This is a genomic window from Stenotrophomonas bentonitica (genome assembly GCF_002887735.1).
In the GTDB taxonomy this organism is placed as follows: Bacteria; Pseudomonadota; Gammaproteobacteria; order Xanthomonadales; family Xanthomonadaceae; genus Stenotrophomonas; species Stenotrophomonas bentonitica_A.
This window is the reverse complement of the sequence record NZ_PKQP01000002.1, coordinates 159,772-176,766: the sequence shown is the minus strand read 5'-3', so window position 1 is coordinate 176,766 and position 16,995 is coordinate 159,772. Positions and strand designations below refer to the sequence as shown.

Below are 16,995 nucleotides of genomic sequence, written 5' to 3'. Positions count from 1 at the left end.
GCGTTACGCGAGCGCGCGGGCCTTCAGTTCGCCCTGTTCGTGCACGGTGCCGAAGCGGCCCTTCTCATCGCGTGACACCTGCGCCAGCGCGCACTGCGGGTCGTGGGTGAAAAACAGATGGACGTTGCGGGCCAGTTTGTCTTCCAGGAAGCTGCGTTTCTCGTCGATCAGCAGTTCGGCGTTACGGTCGTAGCCCATGGTGATCGGTACGTGCACCCACGAGCGGCCGGGAATCAGGTCCGCACAGAACACCACCCCACCCCGCGCCTGGCCATCCACGCTTTCGGGGCCGATGATCTCGGCCAGCATCAGGCCCGGCGTGTGCCCGTCACTGAAACTGAAACGCACGCTGTCGCCCAGCGTCCTGGAGTGCGGGCCGTCGACGATTTCAAGCCGACCGCTTGCCTGCAGCAGGCCAGGCAGTTCGGGGATGAAGCTGGCACGGTCGCGCGGGTGCGGGTGCAGCGCGCGCGCCCAGTGCTCGGCGCCGACCAGGAAGGTCGCATTCGGGAACAGCAGTTCGGGCGTGCGCCCTTCGCTCCACGGCGCCAGCAGTCCACCGGCATGATCGAAATGCAGATGGCTCAGCACCACCACGTCGATGTCCTCGTGCTCGAAACCGGCCTCGCGCAGGGATTCGATCAGCACATGGCCGGGTTCCTGCACGCCGTAGCGGTCACGCAGCTTCGGTTCGAAGAAGGCCCCGATACCGGTTTCGAACAGCACGGTCTTGCCCGCCAGCGGGCTGGCAAGCAGTGCACGGCAGGCCAGTTCGATCCGGTTGAGATCGTCCGGTGCCGCCCACTTTTCCCATACCGCGCGCGGGGCGTTGCCGAACATCGCACCGCCGTCGAGTTTCTGGGTGTTACCGCGGATGGACCATAGTTTCATTCGCAAATTATCGTCGCGTGCCCGTTAAATATTCGCTAGCCATCGCCCATGAAAAAAACCCCGCCACTGGGACGGGGTTTCTCGTTTCTGCGGTCAGTCAGTGCGCCTGGCTGACCGCGGCGCTGCCGACCGGATTGCGCGGGTCGCTGCCGCCGCTGAGCACGTTGCTGCGACGGTCCCATTCCACGGTCTGCAGGTTGCCCCAGACGTGGCTGGAACCGCGGCCGCCAGCTGCGGTATCGCCGGGCAGGTCGATCTTGTGGCCCATCGCCTGCAGCTGCTTGATGGTGCCCACATCGAAGGTACCGTCCTCGGCCTCGATCAGGTCCGGCAGCCACTGGTGGTGGTAGCGCGGCAGCGCGGCGACCTGCTGGGCGGTCAGGCCGTCGTCGTACCCCAGGATGCCCAGCAGCACCATGGTGATGATGCGGCTGCCACCGGGCGTGCCGAGCACCACGACCTTGTCGGCGGACTCCATGAAGGTCGGGGTCATCGAGCTGAGCATGCGCTTGCCCGGCTTGGGCGCATTGGCCGCATAGCCCATCACGCCGAAGGCGTTCGGCGTGCCCGGCTTCAGCGCGAAATCGTCCATTTCGTTGTTGAGCAGCACGCCGGTGCCGGACGGAATCAGGCCCGAGCCGTATAGCAGGTTCACGGTCTGGGTCGCGCCGACGCGGTTGCCTTCGCGGTCGATGATCGAGAAATGGGTGGTCTCGTCATCTTCCAGCGGGGTCGGGTTGCCCGACAGCAGATCACTGGGGGTGGCCTTGTCCGGGTGGATGGTGGCACGCAGGCCCTGCGCGTAATCCTTGCTGGTCAGCACCTTCTGCGGGATGTCCACGAAATCCGGATCGCCCAGGAAGAAGGTACGGTCGCGGTAGGCGCGGCGCATGGCTTCCACCACCAGATGGGTGCGGTGCGCCGGATCCATCGATTTCAGGTCCCAGCCTTCCAGGATCTGCAGCATGGCGGCCAACGCGATGCCACCGGACGACGGCGGCGAGGCGGTGGTGATGGTCCAGTCGCGGTACTTGAAGGCGATCGGGTCGCGCAGCTTGACCCGGTAGCCGGCCAGTTCCTCGGCGGTCCAGTGTCCGCCGGCCTGCTTCACGCCCTTGAGCAGCAGCTTGCCGGTCTCGCCCCGATAGAAGCCATCGAAGCCCTGGTCGGCCAGGCGCTCCATGGTTTTGGCCAGTTCCGGCTGGCGGAACAGGTCGCCCTCGGCGATCGGCTTGCCGTTGCGCTCGTAGACCTCGCGCGTGCCGGGGTAGCGCTGCATCACCTCACGCCGGGACTGATAGCCCTTGGACATGCGCGCGTACACCGGGAAGCCATCGCGCGCGATGCGCATCGCCGGCTCCAGCGAGGTCTTCAGCGGCAGCTTGCCGTGCTTGGAGGACAGTTCCACCAGCGCGGCCGGCAGGCCCGGGATACCGGCCGACCAGGCACCGTTGACCGAACGGTCGCGGTCCAGGTCACCCTTCTTGTCGAGAAACGCCTCGGGCGTGGCGGACTGCGGCGCGGTTTCGCGCGCGTCCAGCATCACGTCCTTGCCGGTGGCCGCATCGTGCAGCAGGAAGAACCCGCCGCCGCCGAGGCCCGAGCTGATCGGCTCGACCACCGCCAGCGTGGCAGACACGGCCACGGCGGCGTCGAACGCGTTGCCGCCCTTGGCCAGGATCTCCATGCCCGCTTCCGTGGCCAGGTGATGGCCACTGGCGACGGCGGCGCCGTCAGGGTGTTTGGCCAGAACCGCCGGTGCGGATTCCGCGGCCCAGGCACTCGGGGCCACCAGCAGGACGAGCAGCAACCAACGACGCGACAGCGTTCTCATTTCGGCAGAAACTCCGTGACATACAATTCGGGATGATCGCGCTGCAGCCCGTGCAGCTTGGCCAGCAGGGCGTCCTGGGTTTCCGGAATGTCCGGATCGGGATCGATGCATTCGACCGGGCAGACGACCACGCACTGGGGTTCGTCGAAATGCCCCACGCACTCGGTGCAGCGGGCCGGATCGATCACGTAGATGGTTTCACCCATCGAAATGGCCTGATTGGGACAGGCCGGCTCACAGACGTCGCAATTGACGCAGAGCTCATTGATTTTCAGCGACATGGCGTTACTCCACGCCCGCGCCGGCGGATGAGAACCGGCCCACGCGGGCGCGCGGGCCGGTCATCGGTGACGCCCCTGCGGGCACCACCCGGGCCGCGCACAAGGCACGGCCGCCACTGCACGGGTTACTTGGCTTCGACGAAGATGTACTCGGCGCCGGTCGGCTGGATGATCGACTGGACGCGGGCGTTGTCGGCGGCCTTGCCGATGAACACCACGCGCACACCCTTCATCGAGTCCGGCGAGACGTCCTTGAACACGGCCTGGATCATGTCGGCCATCTTGGCCGAGGCCGAGGAACCGAAGGCCAGCATGTTGCCCGGCTGCACGCCACGGCCCACAGCCTGGGTGGCGCTTTCGACCTGGCGCTCATACTTGGCCGCGAATTCCGGGTCCGATTCCGGGGCGAGGTAGTACAGGTACGGGCTGTTGCTGATGTTGCCCATGTTCTGCACGGCCACGGCCTGCAGGTACTTCTTCCAGCCGGCATCGTCATCGGCAGCCGGGGCGACAAGCGCCTGCTGGGCTTCGACGACCGGCGCGGCCTCTTCCTTCTTGCAGGCGGTGAAGGCCAGCGCGAACGACGCGATCAACATGGCACGCATGGTGTTGTTCATGGAATTCCTCCCTTGGTGATTCTTGGTATGTATGGGTCTGACAGGTACTACGCTTGGCCCGACTTCGCTTCACGGACCTTGCGCAGTGCCTCAAGCACGGCGGACGGCACGAAGCCGGACACGTCGCCGCCCAGGCGGGCGATCTCGCGGACCAGCGAAGACGAAATGAAGCTGTGTTGCTCGGCCGGGGTCAGGAACAGGGTCTCGACCTCCGGGATCAGATGGCGGTTCATGCTCGCCATCTGGAATTCGTACTCGAAATCGGAGACCGCGCGCAGCCCGCGCAGCAGCACCCCGCCCTGCACCGAGCGCACGAAATGCGCCAGCAGGGTATCGAAACCACGCACTTCCACGTTGCGGTTGTGGCCCAGCGCATCACGGGCGAGCTGGACGCGCAGCTCCAGCGGCAGCGTCGGCCCCTTGGACGGGCTCTGCGCCACGCCCACCACCACCTTCTCGAACAGGGGTGCAGCGCGGTTCACCAGATCGATGTGACCGTTGGTGATCGGATCGAAGGTGCCCGGGTAGACAGCAATGCGGCGGTTGGCCACGGTCATACGTCAGCTACGCGTGTTGGTCTGGTGAAAGTGTAGCAGTGGCGCGGCGATACAGGGCAAAACGGACCTCCCGGGTGCCCCCCTCGCGGTGCAGCAGCCACGGCGCGGGCATCTTCGGCGCCTGATCGGCCGGGGACTCCACGTACACCCAGGCATCAGGCGCCAGATGCGGGGGCAGCCCCGCCATCACGGCCTCCCACAGCCCATCGGCAAACGGCGGATCGACGAACGCGATATCCGCCAGCGGTCCGGCCGGCTGCCGCAGCCACTGCAGCGCATCGGCCTGCACCAGGGCGATCTGGTCCTGCGCCCCCAGCTTGGCGACCGACTCGCGCAGCTGCCGGGACAATGCGGGATCGCGCTCCACCAGCGTAGCCTGCGCCGCCCCGCGCGAGACCGCTTCCAGCCCCAGCGCCCCGCTGCCGGCGAACAGATCCAGCACCCGCGCCCCGCCCAGGCGCGGCATCAGCCAGTTGAACAGGGTCTCGCGCACCCGGTCACTGCTGGGCCGCAGCCCCGGCGACAGCGGCACCGGCAGCTTCGTATTGCGCCATTTGCCCCCGATGATCCGCACCTGGCCCACGGCAGCGGCCGGCTGACGCGGTTTCATGCGGGGCTCCGGAGATGGATGGCGATCGGATGGGCGAGCGGGCGGGAAAGCGTCATGGGCAGGCAGGCAGGTAGTTCAGGACGACATTCTAGGCGGTCCAGTCGCTGTCTTTGCCAGGCACCCCGATGCTGGAATGAAATGCAGCCACGCATGGCGTGGCTCTACCTGTCGCACGTCCGACCCACCTTGTAGAGGCAAGCGCCGCACTCCTGCTTGCGATTCGGCCCCGAAGGCTGCCGACACTCTTGAATTCGGGACAATCCACCCCTACCCCTTGAGCCAGCCGCCGCGCCGGGCGCGGCAATGTCCCAAGGAGCAACACGACCCATGACCGTGCAGACCCAAAAAGAAACCCTGGGCTTCCAGACCGAAGTCAAACAGCTGCTGCAGTTGATGATCCACTCGCTGTACTCCAACAAGGAAATCTTCCTTCGCGAGCTCATCTCCAACGCGGCCGATGCCTCGGACAAACTGCGCTTCGAAGCGCTGACCCAGCCGGCCCTGCTTGAGAACGACGGCGACCTGCGCATCCGCGTCAGCTTCGATGCCACCGCCAACACCCTGACCATCGACGACAACGGCATCGGCATGAGCCGTGACGAAGCGATCGCCCACCTGGGCACCATCGCCAAGTCCGGCACCGGCGACTTCCTGCGCCAGCTCTCCGGCGACCAGAAGAAGGACTCCCAGCTGATCGGCCAGTTCGGCGTCGGCTTCTACAGCGCCTTCATCGTCGCCGACCAGGTGGACGTGTACTCCCGCCGCGCCGGCCTGCCCGCCAGCGAGGGCGTGCACTGGTCCTCGCGCGGCGAAGGCGAGTTCGACGTGGAAAGCATCGACAAGCCCGAGCGCGGCACCCGCATCGTGCTGCACCTCAAGGATGACCAGCGCGACTTCGCCGATGGCTGGCGCCTGCGCGGCATCATCAAGAAGTACTCCGACCACATCGGCCTGCCGATCCAGATGGCCAAGGAACACCACGGCGAAGATGCCCCGGCCGAGGTCGAATGGGAAACCGTCAACCGTGCTAGCGCGCTGTGGACCCGCCCGCGCACCGAGATCACCGACGCCGAGTACCAGGAGTTCTACAAGCACGCCGCGCATGACCACCAGGATCCGCTGGCGTGGAGCCACAACAAGGTTGAAGGCAAGCTGGAGTACACCTCTCTGCTGTACGTGCCCGGCCATGCGCCGTTCGATCTGTACCACCGTGACGCGCCCAAGGGCCTGAAGCTGTACGTGCAGCGCGTGTTCGTGATGGACCAGGCCGAGCAGTTCCTGCCGCTGTACCTGCGCTTCATCAAGGGCGTGGTGGATTCCAACGATCTCTCGCTGAACGTTTCGCGTGAAATCCTGCAGTCCGGCCCGGTCATCGATTCGATGAAGTCGGCGCTGACCAAGCGTTCGCTGGACATGCTGGAGAAACTGGCCAAGGACAAGCCGGAGGTCTATGCCGGCTTCTGGAAGCAGTTCGGCCAGGTGCTCAAGGAAGGCCCGGCCGAGGACTACGGCAACCGCGAGAAGATCGCCGGCCTGCTGCGCTTCGCCTCCACCCATGACGACAGCGGCGAGCCCAGCGTCTCGCTGGCCGATTACGTGGGCCGCATGATCGAAGGCCAGGACAAGATCTACTTCCTGACCGGCGACAGCTACACCCAGGTCAAGGACAGCCCGCACCTGGAAGTGTTCCGCAAGAAGGGCGTGGAAGTGTTGCTGCTCACCGACCGCATCGACGAATGGTTGATGGGGTACCTGACCGAGTTCGACGGCAAGTCGTTCGTCGATGTCGCGCGTGGCGATCTGGACCTGGGCGCGCTGGAAACCGCCGAAGACAAGCAGGCCCAGGAAGCCGTGGCCAAGGACAAGCAGGCGCTGGTGGACCGTATCAAGGCCGCACTGGGCGATGACGTGGCCGACGTGCGCGTCTCGCACCGCCTGACCGACTCCCCGGCAATCCTGGCGATCGGCGAACAGGACCTGGGCCTGCAGATGCGCCAGATCCTGGAAGCCAGCGGCCAGAAGGTGCCCGACAGCAAGCCGGTGTTCGAGTTCAACCCCGGCCATCCGCTGATCGGCAAGCTGGACCAGGAAGGCGATGCCGCGCGCTTCGATGACCTCAGCCGCGTCCTGTTCGACCAGGCCGCGCTGGCCGCGGGCGACACGCTGAAGGACCCGGCGGCGTATGTGCGCCGGCTCAACAAGCTGTTGCTCGAGCTGTCGGCGTAAGTCGCTCTGCGGGTGGGTGCCGGCCAAGGGTCGGCACCTGCCGGCGTTGATGATGCGTGGCGCCGGACTGTGGCCGGCGTGCGCGATCGAGTCAGGCCCAGCGGTCGAGCAAGGTGCCCAGCATCTGGTCCTGGCGGCGGAGCACGGTCGCGTTGGCGGCGAACGCCAGCGCGGCTTCTCTGGCCGTGAGCAGGTCCGCGATCGGCGCATTGGCATCGTCGGGCGCGGTGATCACGGTGGCGGTGACGCCGCCGCCTGCCGCTGCAGTCTGCGCGACTCCCAGGCGGGTCGCATCCGGGACCGGCAACCGTGCCACGTTGGACGCGGCGCTCTGTACCCCGAGCGAGGCGGCACGCATGCCGGTACTGGCAATGGACATCACGCTCATCGGTCACCGTTTTCTGCTGTTCCGGCCGCGCCGGCATGGCGCAGCCCTTCACAACCGGTAACGGCCGCATCGGCCATTACTTGAGTCCCGCCCCACCGCACCTGCACGCCCATGGGCCTTCGGGGCGCAGTGGTAGCATACCCCTCTGATTTCAGCGTCTTTTGCCAATGCTCAGCTTCTTCCGCCGCAAAAAGCCCCAGGACGCCCCGCAAGAGGCGGCCAAAACCCAGCATTACTCCACCGAGGAGCTGGCAGCCGCGTTCCCGCAGGCCAATCCCCAGGCTGCAGAACCGCCGGCGCCTGCGCCGCTGCCGCCGGCAGCGGAAGCCCCGGTGCCTGCCGTCGCGCCGACTGCCCCCGCAGAGCGCGTGATCGCGCCGACCCCGGAGGTTCCCGCCCCGGCAGTTCCGAAGCCTGTAGTTTCGACCCCGGTCGTGCCGGCCCCCGTTGTACCTGCGCCCGTGGTCGCACCGCCTGCCGCCCCGCCGCCGGTCGCGCCGGCACCTGTAGTGACCGCACCGGTTGTCCCGGCTCCGGCTGCTCCTGCACCTGTCGTCGCGGCGCCGGCTCCAGCAGCTCCCGTGGAGGACCGCGCGGCACCGGCCGCACCGAGCCCGGCACCGGCCGCACCGGTGAGCGCACCTGCGCCGCCCGTCGTCGCGCCGCCGGTGGCTGCTCCGGCCGTGCCCGCCGCGCTCGCTCCGGCCGTCCCGGCAGCTCCGGCACCCCCGGCTGCTCCGGCTCCTCCGGCTGCCCCGATCATCGTGACCGAGCGCCCGTCCTCCCAGGACATCGCCCCCGCCGCGGCCGGCAAGAGCGGCTGGCGCGAGCGCTTGCGCAACAGCGTGATCGCCCGCAGCTTCGGCGGCCTGTTCTCGCGCAATCCCAAGCTCGATGATGACCTGCTCGATGAGCTGGAAACTGCGCTGATCACCGCCGATGTCGGCGTCGGTGCGACCACCGCGCTGGTGGAAGGCCTGCGCAAGCGCATGAAGGCGCGCGAGTTCGCCGATGCCAATGCGCTGCTCACCGCGCTGCGCGCCGAGCTGATCGCCATCCTGCAGCCGGTCGCCAAGCCGCTGGTGATCGACCGCACCGCCAAGCCGTTCGTGGTGCTCACCGTCGGCGTCAACGGCGTCGGCAAGACCACCACCATCGGCAAGCTGGCCAAGCGCTTCAAGGACGACGGGCACAGCCTGATGCTGGCCGCCGGCGATACCTTCCGTGCCGCCGCTGTCGCGCAGCTGCAGGCCTGGGGCGAGCGCAACGGTGTGGCCGTGGTCGCCCAGGGCCAGAATGCCGACGCGGCCTCGGTCGCCTTCGATGCGCTGCAGGCCGGCAAGGCGCGCGGCACCGAAGTGCTGATCGCCGATACCGCCGGCCGCCTGCATACCCAGGCTGGCCTGATGAACGAGCTGGGCAAGATCCGCCGCGTGCTCGGCAAGATCGATGCCAATGCACCGCACGAAGTGCTGATGGTCATCGATGGCACCACCGGGCAGAACGCGCTCTCGCAGCTGCGTCAGTTCCATGCCGCGGTCAACGTGACCGGGCTGGTGGTGACCAAGCTGGACGGCACCGCCAAGGGCGGCGTGGTGTTCGCGCTGGCCCGCGAGTTCGGCATTCCGATCCGCTTCTGCGGCATCGGCGAGCGCCCGGAAGACCTGCGCGTGTTCGATCCGGAAGCCTTTGTCGACGCCCTGCTGCCCGAAGCACTCGGCGCCTGATCACCGCCGGGCCAGGCAGCGGCTTCACTTGTGGAGCCACCCCATGGGTGGCTGCTTCACCTCCGGGACCGGTCTCCCCGGCTGCCGATGCAGCCACGCATGGCGTGGCTCCCGTCCTTCTCCGGAATCTGCATGACCCGCCAGCCTCCCGCCAGCGCCGTATTGCCTGCCGACGATGTGTTCGTTTCCCGGCTGCTGCACTGGTTCGATGACCATGGCCGGCACGACCTGCCCTGGCAGCACCCGCGCTCGCCGTACCGGGTGTGGCTGTCGGAGATCATGCTGCAGCAGACCCAGGTCAGCACGGTCATCCCGTACTTCCTGAAGTTCCTGGACGTATTCCCGACCCTGCCCGACCTGGCCGCCGCCAGCAATGACGCGGTGATGGCGCAGTGGGCGGGATTGGGGTACTACGCCCGTGCACGCAACCTGCATGCCGCCGCGCAGCGCTGCGTGGACCTGCATGGCGGCGAGCTGCCGCGTGATTTCGATGCACTGCATGCGCTGCCGGGCATAGGCCGCAGCACTGCGGGCGCGATCCTCAGCCAGGCCTGGAGTGACCGGTTCGCGATTCTCGATGGCAACGTCAAGCGCGTACTGACCCGCTATCACGGCATCGAGGGCTTTCCCGGCCTGCCGGCGATCGAAAAGCAGCTGTGGGCGGTCGCCGAGGCGCACGCAGCGCAGGTGCCTGGCACGCGCATGGTCGATTACACCCAGGCGCAGATGGACCTGGGCGCCAGCGTCTGCAGCCGCAGCAGGCCTGCCTGCGTGATCTGTCCGCTGCAGGCGACCTGCGTTGCACGGCGCGAAGGCCGTACCGATCAGCTGCCGACACCGAAGCCGGGCAAGACCCTGCCCGAACGCGAGGCGGTGGCGCTGCTGCTGCGCGATGCGCGCGGCCGTGTGCTGCTGCAGAAGCGGCCGGACACCGGCATCTGGGCGCAGCTGTGGACCCTGCCCCAGGCTGACAGCGGCATCGCCCTGCAGGACTGGTTCGATGCGCATATCGAGGGCTCGCTGGACGATGCCGAGCCGCTGCCGGTGCTGGAGCACACCTTCAGCCACTACCGGCTGCATCTGCAGGTACTGGTGGCGACGGTTCAGGGCTCGCGCGGCGAGGATGCCGGCGTACGCTGGGTCGCTGCCGAAGAGCTGGAAAAGCTGGGCCTGCCCGCACCGATCCGCAAGCTGCTCCAGACCGGTGCACCGCCCGCTCAGCCCAAGCGCCGTACAATGCGGCGCGCAGCAACATCCCAAGACAACGAGTAACGCTATGCCCCGCACCGTTTTCTGCCAGTACGAACAACGCGACGCCGAAGGCCTGGACTTCGTGCCCTACCCCGGCGAGCTGGGCCAGCGCATCTTCAACCACATCGGCAAGCCGGCCTGGGCCGCGTGGCTGGCGCACCAGACCATGCTGATCAACGAAAACCGGCTGTCGCCGCGCGATCCCAAGCACCGTGCGTTCCTGGAAGAGGAACTGGTGAAGTATCTCTTCAGCGGTGGCGCGGAGAAGCCGGCCGGGTTTGTTCCGGAGGCGTGACCGGGTCTGATACCGACCAACGGTCGGTATCTACCGCGAGGATGGGGGACCGTGAAGTTGTTGGCGATAGCGAGGTTGTTGGCGATCGCCAGGTTGTGGCGACCGCGAGGTTATGCCGACGGCGAGATCGCGGTGCATCCTCGATAGGCCTTGGCCGGCCAGCGGCCGGCACTACCGGGTCGGCGCCTGCTGGCCTTCTTCGCGCTCCTGCAGCTGCGCCTGCCGCAGCTCCTGCTCGGAGGCGCGCAGCGCCTTGGTATCGAGCTTGCGGATGCTGCTGATGAAGCACGGCATGTTCATCGGTCCCGGCGTGGGGTCGTGCACCAGCACCTTGTCGAAGCGGGCCGACACACGGCCGACCCGGCTGGTCAGGCCGATCGCCGGGGCGTAGTCCAGCCCCTGGCACGGCCCGGCCAGTTCCAGCAGATAGCCTTCGCTTGGGCGCGTCCACACCGCCAGCGCGCTCTCGCCCAGTTCGGTCCAGCCGGACAACGACCCGTACAACGGCATGTCCTGCTGCGGCGGACCGGCGTGCGCGCGGTACAGATCAAGCTTCTGCGCGGTGGACAGGCGGCCGGTACTGGCGCACGCGGCCAGCCCAAGGCACAGGGCCGCGATGGCAAGGGTCTGCTTCATGACGCCTCCTGCTGGGGAATGTGCGCCGATCATGCGCCGCCCGGCGTGGTCCCGGCGAGAGGAACCCGCCGGGTGTTCAGCGCTCAGGCAGGCAGCGCTGCCCGCTCAGACCTCGCTGTGGGCCAGGCTGTGCAGCCGCCCTTCGCGCAGTTCCAGCACGCGGTCCAGCTTGCGTGCCAGCGAGCGGTCGTGGGTCACCAGCACCAGGCTGGTGTGGTGCGCGCGGTTGAGCTCGAGCATCAGCTCGAACACGGTCGCGGCGGTCTTGTCGTCCAGGTTGCCGGTGGGCTCGTCGCCGAGCACGCAGGCCGGGCGGTTGACCAGGGCGCGGGCCACGGCGGCACGCTGGCGCTCACCGCCGGAGAGCTCGCCCGGCTTGTGGTCCACCCGGTGCCCCAGGCCGACCGATTCCAGCAACGCCTGCGCGCGGTTGCGCGCGTCGGCTACTTCTTCGCCCCCCAGCAGCACCGGCATCATCACGTTTTCCAGCGCGGTGAATTCGGGCAGCAGGTGATGGAACTGGTAGACGAAGCCGAGGGCGCGGTTGCGCAGGCGGCCACGCTGGCTGTCGGACAGGCCGGACATGCGCTGGCCGGCCACATAGACCTCGCCCGCCGTCGGCGTATCCAGGCCACCCAGCAGGTGCAGCAGGGTGCTCTTGCCGGCGCCGGAGGCACCGATGATGGCCACGGTCTCGCCGGCGGCCACGCGCAGGTCCAGCCCGTTGAACACCGGGGTCTGCATGCGGCCTTCGGCATAGGTCTTGGCCAGCGCTTCGGCGCGGATGACTTCCTGGCCCAGGGTGAGTGCTTCATTCATAACGCAGGGCCTCCGCCGGCTGGGTACGTGCCGCGCGCCAGGCGGGATACAGGGTGGCAAGGAAGCTCATGACCAGCGCCACGGCGGTGATCATGATGATGTCCGGGGTCTGCATGTCGGTCGGCAGGCCGGTGATGTAGTACACGTCCTCCGGCAGCAGCTTGACGTTGAACAGCGTCTCGATCGCGCCGAGGATGCGCTCCAGGTTCAAGGTCAGGGTGATGCCACCGATCACGCCCAGCACGGTGCCGAAGATGCCGATCAGCGAGCCCTGCACCATGAACACCTGCATCACCCCGCCCGGGGTCAGGCCCAGGGTGCGCAGGATCGCGATGTCGGCCTGCTTGTCGGTGACCAGCATCACCTGCGAGGAAACGAGGTTGAACGCGCCCATGGCGATGATCAGCGAGAGCAGGATGCCCATCACCACCTTCTCCATGCGCAGCGAGTGGTAGAGGTTGGCGTTCTGCTGGGTCCAGTCACTGACGCGGTAGGCACCGGTCAGGTTGTGGGCCAGATCGACGCCGACGTCCAGCGCCTTGTCCATGTCGTGCAGCTTCAGGCGCACACCGGTGACGCCATCGATGCGCAGCACCTTTTCCAGATCGGCCATGTTGGCGTAGGCCACGCCGCGGTCGACCTCGTTGTAACCGGCCTCGAAGATGCCGCTCACGGTGAAGCGCTTCATGCGCGGGATCGCGCCGATCGGCGTGCCCTGCACTTCCGCCAGGGTCACCAGCACCGTATCGCCCACGCCGACGCCGAGGTAGATCGCCAGTTCCTGGCCCACCAGCAGGTTGTAGCTGCCTGCGGTCAGGCTGTCGAAGCTGCCCTTCTTGACCTTCTGGTTGATGACCGAGACGTTCGGCTCCAGCGCCGGGTCGATGCCCTGCACGATGGCGCCCTGCACGCGGGGGCCGCTGAGCATGGCCTGGATTTCGATGTACGGCGCCGCGCCGGCGACACGCGGGTCCTTTTTCGCCACATCCACCGCATGCGCCCAATCGGCCATCGGGGCGCCGTCGGTGGTGATGGTGGTATGCGCGGTCATCTGCAGCAGCCGGTCGCGGATTTCCTTCTGGAAACCGCTCATGACCGCCAGCGTGGTGATCAGCACGGTCACGCCCAGCGCGATGCCGAGGATCGAGGCCATGGAGATGAAGGAGATGAAGCCGTTGCGGCGTTTGGCGCGCAGGTAGCGCAGGCCAATCGAGACAGGTATGGGTTTGAACATGCAGGTACGCCGGACAATTCAGGCTATGGTGCCACTGCAGGGGGTGAACGGGAAATGCAGTGTGCCCGGACGGCTAGTCGCAGTTCACGTGCCTGCGCCGCCGGAAGGGTATCGGGCCAGAACAGGCGCCAGTGGCGACGCCCTTCATACCGCCAGCGCAGCTGCAGCAGCGGGCCGCGGCGACGCATCTGCAGGTCCTCGACCGCCTCGCCATCCACCTGGGCCGGCTCATCATCCAGGGGGATCAGGAAGGCGCAGCCCGGGCCGCGCGCATACCGCCACGCCTCCAGCCACGTGCCCACCATCGCCACCAGGCCCAAGGCCAGGCCCCACGGCGCCGGAAGCTCGGTGGCCCACAGGGCCCAGGGCATCAGCGCGCCCATGGCGATCAGCGCCCGGCACTGCCAGCGCGAGGGGTGCCACTCAAGCTGGCAGGGCGCGGATCCTGGCGATGAGGGCAGCGGGCGCGGCATGCGGGCATTCCTCGTAACCCATGAACCAGCGCCACAACTTATCGTCTTCGCTTTCCAGCAGGAACAGGAAAACCTCGCGCTCGTCTGTCGGTGCCCGCAGCCAGCACCGGTCCAGGTAACGGCCGAACAGCTGATCCAGCTCGCGCATGCCGCGGCGGCAGCGCCAGCGCAGCTTTTTCAGTTCGGTTGCTTCATCCATTTTCTGCGTTTCCAGATAAGGCAAAGCCACGCATGGCGTGGCTCTACCGTTTCGATCATTTTCTGAGAAGCCACGCATGGCATGACTCTACCATTTCGATCATTTTCTGAGACGCCACGCATGGCGTGGCGCTACCGTTTCGATCCTCTGTTGCAGGACCACGCATGGCGTGGCGCTACCGGGCACGTCTGGATCAGGCGCGACGCGCCATCATCAACTTCTTGATCTCGGCAATGGCCAGCGCCGGGTTCAGGCCCTTCGGACAGGTCCGCGAGCAGTTCATGATGGTGTGGCAGCGGTACAGCTTGAACGGGTCTTCCAGCTCGTCCAGGCGCGCACCGGTGTCTTCATCGCGCGAGTCGACGATCCAGCGGTAGGCCTGCAGCAGGATGGCCGGGCCCAGGTAACGCTCGCCGTTCCACCAGTAGCTCGGGCAGCTGGTCGAGCAGCACGCGCACAGGATGCACTCGTACAGGCCGTCCAGCTTCTTGCGGTCTTCCGGCGACTGCAGGCGCTCGCGATCCGGCGGCGGCGGGGTCTGGGTGCGGATCCACGGCTTGATCGAGGCGTACTGCGCGTAGAAGTGGGTCAGGTCCGGCACCAGATCCTTGACCACGCTCATGTGCGGCAGCGGGTAGATCGGCACTTCGGCCTTGCCGCAGTCGGCGATGGCGCGGGTGCAGGCCAGCGTGTTGGTGCCGTCGATGTTCATCGCGCACGAACCGCAGATGCCCTCACGGCACGAACGACGGAAGGTCAGGGTCGGATCGATCTCGTTCTTGATCTTGATCAGCGCGTCCAGAACCATCGGGCCGCAGGCGTCCAGATCGATCTCGTACGTATCGGTGCGCGGGTTGCTGTCGTCGTCGGGACTCCAGCGGTAGATCTTGAAGGTGCGGGTGTTCTTCGCACCGCTCTTGGCGGGGAAGTGCTTGCCCTTTCCGATCTTGGAATTCTTGGGGAGGGAAAACTCGGCCATGGCTGTTCTCGTTGGCTCAGGCGGCTCGCGCTGCGGGGCAGGCGCGGGTAGCACGGAAGATGAGGAAGTCGACACCACCGGCCAGCGGCGCACGCGCCACCCCACCCTTGCGGGGGACGGCGGTCGCGGGCGCTGCGTGGACGGAGGTCATGCCGCAGGTCTCTTAGTAAACGCGCGGCTTGGGCGGGACGACGTCCACGTCCTTGCTCAGCGTGTACATGTGGACCGGGCGGTAGTCGAACTCGCACTTGCCGTTCTCGTCGACGTTGACCAGCGTGTGCTTCTGCCAGTTGACGTCGTCGCGGTCCGGGAAGTCCTCATGCGCATGCGCGCCGCGGCTTTCCTTGCGCTGTTCGGCCGAGTTGATCGTCGCCACCGCGTTGAGCAGCAGGTTGTTCAGCTCGTAGGTTTCGATCAGGTCCGAGTTCCACACCAGCGAACGGTCGGAGACCTTGACGTCCTGGAAGGAGTCGAAGATCTCGGCCATCTTGGCGCAGCCCTCTTCCAGGGTCTTGCTGGTCCGGAACACCGCCGCGTCGTTCTGCATGGTGCGCTGCATGCGATCGCGGATGACCGAGGTCGGGGTGTCGCCGTTGGCGTAGCGCAGCTTGTCCAGCAGGCCCAGCGCCTTGTCGCACGCATCCGACGGCAGGGTCTTGTGCGGCGCGCCGGACTTGATGGTCTCGGCACAGCGGTTGGCCACCGCACGGCCGAACACGACCAGATCCAGCAGCGAGTTGGAGCCCAGGCGGTTGGCACCGTGCACGGACACGCAGGCCGCTTCGCCGATGGCGTACAGGCCCGGCACGACCGCATCGGGGTTGTCGCCGACCTTGCGCACGACTTCGCCGTGGTAGTTGGTCGGGATGCCACCCATGTTGTAGTGCACGGTCGGGATGACCGGGATCGGCTGCTTGTGCACGTCCACGCCGGCGAAGATGCGGGCGCTTTCAGCGATGCCCGGCAGCTTGTCGTCGATGACGCCCGGGCCGAGGTGGGTCAGGTCGAGCAGGATGTGATCCTTGTGCTCGCCAACGCCGCGGCCTTCGCGGATCTCGATGGTCATCGAACGTGACACCACGTCGCGCGAAGCTAGATCCTTGTAGTGCGGGGCATAGCGCTCCATGAAGCGCTCGCCGTTGCTGTTGCGCAGGATGCCGCCTTCGCCACGCACGCCTTCGGTGATCAGGCAGCCCGCGCCGTAGATACCGGTCGGGTGGAACTGCACGAACTCCATGTCCTGCATCGGCAGGCCGGCACGCATGACCAGACCGCCGCCGTCGCCGGTGCAGGTGTGGGCCGAGGTGGCGCTGAAGTAGGCGCGGCCGTAGCCGCCGGTGGCCAGCACCACGCCGTGGGCGCGGAACAGGTGCAGCGAGCCGTCGGCCATGTCCAGCGCGAGCACGCCGCGGCAGACGCCTTCGTCATCGAAGATCAGGTCGAGCGCGAAGTACTCGATCATGAAGCGCGCGTTGTGCGCCAGCGACTGCTGGTACAGCGTGTGCAGCATGGCGTGGCCGGTACGGTCGGCGGCGGCGCAGGTGCGCTGCGCGGACGGGCCTTCGCCGTACTTGGTGGTCATGCCACCGAACGGGCGCTGGTAGATCTTGCCCTCTTCGGTACGGCTGAAGGGCACACCGTAGTGTTCCAGTTCGATGATGGCCGGGATCGCTTCGCGGCACATGTACTCGATGGCGTCCTGGTCACCCAGCCAATCCGAGCCCTTGATGGTGTCGAAGAAGTGGTAGCGCCAGTCGTCTTCGCCCATGTTGCCCAGCGCGGCCGAAATACCGCCCTGCGCGGCCACGGTGTGCGAACGGGTCGGGAAGACCTTGGTCAGACAGACCGTCTGCAGGCCCTTGGCGGCAAGGCCGAACGTGGCGCGCAGGCCAGCACCGCCGGCGCCGACCACGACCATATCGTACTTGTGTTCCGTAATCTTGTAAGCGGACATCTAATCTGGATTCCTGTCTTGGTG

The 16,995-nt window shown here is 66.9% G+C and carries 18 protein-coding genes; 4 read left to right on the top strand and 14 right to left on the bottom strand.

Annotation, left to right across the window (positions count from 1 at the left end; genetic code table 11):
* Positions 1 to 3: 3 nt before the first annotated feature.
* The 6 genes from C0R07_RS05185 to rsmD form a co-directional block, all read right to left on the bottom strand.
* On the bottom strand, positions 4 to 891 hold the full coding sequence (locus C0R07_RS05185; RefSeq protein WP_019183237.1) for an MBL fold metallo-hydrolase: 888 nt from the start codon (positions 889 to 891) through the stop codon (positions 4 to 6).
* 97 nt (positions 892 to 988) lie between these two features.
* Positions 989 to 2,725, bottom strand: coding sequence for a gamma-glutamyltransferase (gene ggt, locus C0R07_RS05180; RefSeq protein ID WP_102788324.1), 1,737 nt, complete (start codon positions 2,723 to 2,725; stop codon positions 989 to 991).
* Positions 2,722 to 3,006, bottom strand: a complete 285-nt coding sequence (locus C0R07_RS05175; RefSeq protein WP_070427136.1) for a YfhL family 4Fe-4S dicluster ferredoxin — start codon at positions 3,004 to 3,006, stop codon at positions 2,722 to 2,724. The genes ggt and C0R07_RS05175 overlap by 4 nt, the downstream gene beginning before the upstream one ends.
* Before the next feature lie 125 nt (positions 3,007 to 3,131).
* Positions 3,132 to 3,623, bottom strand: coding sequence for a hypothetical protein (locus C0R07_RS05170; RefSeq protein WP_019183240.1), 492 nt, complete (start codon positions 3,621 to 3,623; stop codon positions 3,132 to 3,134).
* Between the two features lie 47 nt (positions 3,624 to 3,670).
* Positions 3,671 to 4,180, bottom strand: a complete 510-nt coding sequence (gene coaD / locus C0R07_RS05165) for a pantetheine-phosphate adenylyltransferase (RefSeq protein ID WP_019183241.1) — start codon at positions 4,178 to 4,180, stop codon at positions 3,671 to 3,673.
* 7 nt (positions 4,181 to 4,187) lie between these two features.
* Positions 4,188 to 4,790 (bottom strand): 16S rRNA (guanine(966)-N(2))-methyltransferase RsmD, encoded by a 603-nt coding sequence (gene rsmD / locus C0R07_RS05160; RefSeq protein WP_070470295.1) that lies wholly within the window; start codon positions 4,788 to 4,790, stop codon positions 4,188 to 4,190.
* Between the two features lie 327 nt (positions 4,791 to 5,117).
* On the opposite strand from rsmD, the gene htpG reads away from it, so the two are divergent.
* Positions 5,118 to 7,016 carry a molecular chaperone HtpG gene (gene htpG / locus C0R07_RS05155; protein ID WP_019183243.1) on the top strand — a complete coding sequence of 633 codons (1,899 nt, stop codon included), beginning with the start codon at positions 5,118 to 5,120 and terminating at the stop codon, positions 7,014 to 7,016.
* A 91-nt stretch (positions 7,017 to 7,107) separates the two neighbouring features.
* Here the strand turns inward: htpG and C0R07_RS05150 are convergent, their stop codons facing one another.
* Positions 7,108 to 7,404 carry a hypothetical protein gene (locus tag C0R07_RS05150; RefSeq protein WP_070470297.1) on the bottom strand — a complete coding sequence of 99 codons (297 nt, stop codon included), beginning with the start codon at positions 7,402 to 7,404 and terminating at the stop codon, positions 7,108 to 7,110.
* A 167-nt stretch (positions 7,405 to 7,571) separates the two neighbouring features.
* On the opposite strand from C0R07_RS05150, the gene ftsY reads away from it, so the two are divergent.
* The 3 genes from ftsY to C0R07_RS05135 all read left to right on the top strand — a co-directional run bounded on the left by ftsY (position 7,572) and on the right by C0R07_RS05135 (position 10,677).
* Positions 7,572 to 9,131 carry a signal recognition particle-docking protein FtsY gene (ftsY, locus tag C0R07_RS05145; RefSeq protein WP_102788323.1) on the top strand — a complete coding sequence of 520 codons (1,560 nt, stop codon included), beginning with the start codon at positions 7,572 to 7,574 and terminating at the stop codon, positions 9,129 to 9,131.
* A 132-nt stretch (positions 9,132 to 9,263) separates the two neighbouring features.
* Positions 9,264 to 10,403 carry an A/G-specific adenine glycosylase gene (mutY, locus tag C0R07_RS05140; RefSeq protein ID WP_070470568.1) on the top strand — a complete coding sequence of 380 codons (1,140 nt, stop codon included), beginning with the start codon at positions 9,264 to 9,266 and terminating at the stop codon, positions 10,401 to 10,403.
* A gap of 4 nt (positions 10,404 to 10,407) precedes the next feature.
* The gene (locus tag C0R07_RS05135) at positions 10,408 to 10,677 is read left to right on the top strand and encodes an oxidative damage protection protein (protein ID WP_019183247.1); all 270 of its coding nucleotides are present in this window, start codon (positions 10,408 to 10,410) and stop codon (positions 10,675 to 10,677) included.
* A 171-nt stretch (positions 10,678 to 10,848) separates the two neighbouring features.
* On the opposite strand, the gene C0R07_RS05130 is transcribed toward C0R07_RS05135, so the two are convergent.
* The 7 genes from C0R07_RS05130 to sdhA form a co-directional block, all read right to left on the bottom strand.
* The gene (locus C0R07_RS05130) at positions 10,849 to 11,313 is read right to left on the bottom strand and encodes a DUF6491 family protein (RefSeq protein ID WP_019183248.1); all 465 of its coding nucleotides are present in this window, start codon (positions 11,311 to 11,313) and stop codon (positions 10,849 to 10,851) included.
* A 105-nt stretch (positions 11,314 to 11,418) separates the two neighbouring features.
* Positions 11,419 to 12,132: a lipoprotein-releasing ABC transporter ATP-binding protein LolD gene (gene lolD / locus C0R07_RS05125; RefSeq protein WP_019183249.1), complete on the bottom strand. Its 714-nt coding sequence runs from the start codon at positions 12,130 to 12,132 to the stop codon at positions 11,419 to 11,421.
* Complete coding sequence (locus C0R07_RS05120; protein WP_019183250.1) at positions 12,125 to 13,366, bottom strand: lipoprotein-releasing ABC transporter permease subunit; 1,242 nt, start codon at positions 13,364 to 13,366, stop codon at positions 12,125 to 12,127. Before C0R07_RS05120 ends, lolD begins: the two co-directional genes overlap by 8 nt.
* A 23-nt stretch (positions 13,367 to 13,389) precedes the next feature.
* Positions 13,390 to 13,839, bottom strand: a complete 450-nt coding sequence (locus C0R07_RS05115; protein WP_146027579.1) for a hypothetical protein — start codon at positions 13,837 to 13,839, stop codon at positions 13,390 to 13,392.
* Complete coding sequence (locus C0R07_RS05110; protein WP_070470574.1) at positions 13,790 to 14,038, bottom strand: succinate dehydrogenase assembly factor 2; 249 nt, start codon at positions 14,036 to 14,038, stop codon at positions 13,790 to 13,792. The genes C0R07_RS05115 and C0R07_RS05110 overlap by 50 nt, the downstream gene beginning before the upstream one ends.
* Before the next feature lie 193 nt (positions 14,039 to 14,231).
* Positions 14,232 to 15,017, bottom strand: a complete 786-nt coding sequence (locus C0R07_RS05105; RefSeq protein WP_019183253.1) for a succinate dehydrogenase iron-sulfur subunit — start codon at positions 15,015 to 15,017, stop codon at positions 14,232 to 14,234.
* A 163-nt stretch (positions 15,018 to 15,180) separates the two neighbouring features.
* Positions 15,181 to 16,971: a succinate dehydrogenase flavoprotein subunit gene (gene sdhA, locus C0R07_RS05100; protein ID WP_019183254.1), complete on the bottom strand. Its 1,791-nt coding sequence runs from the start codon at positions 16,969 to 16,971 to the stop codon at positions 15,181 to 15,183.
* Positions 16,972 to 16,995: the final 24 nt, after the last annotated feature.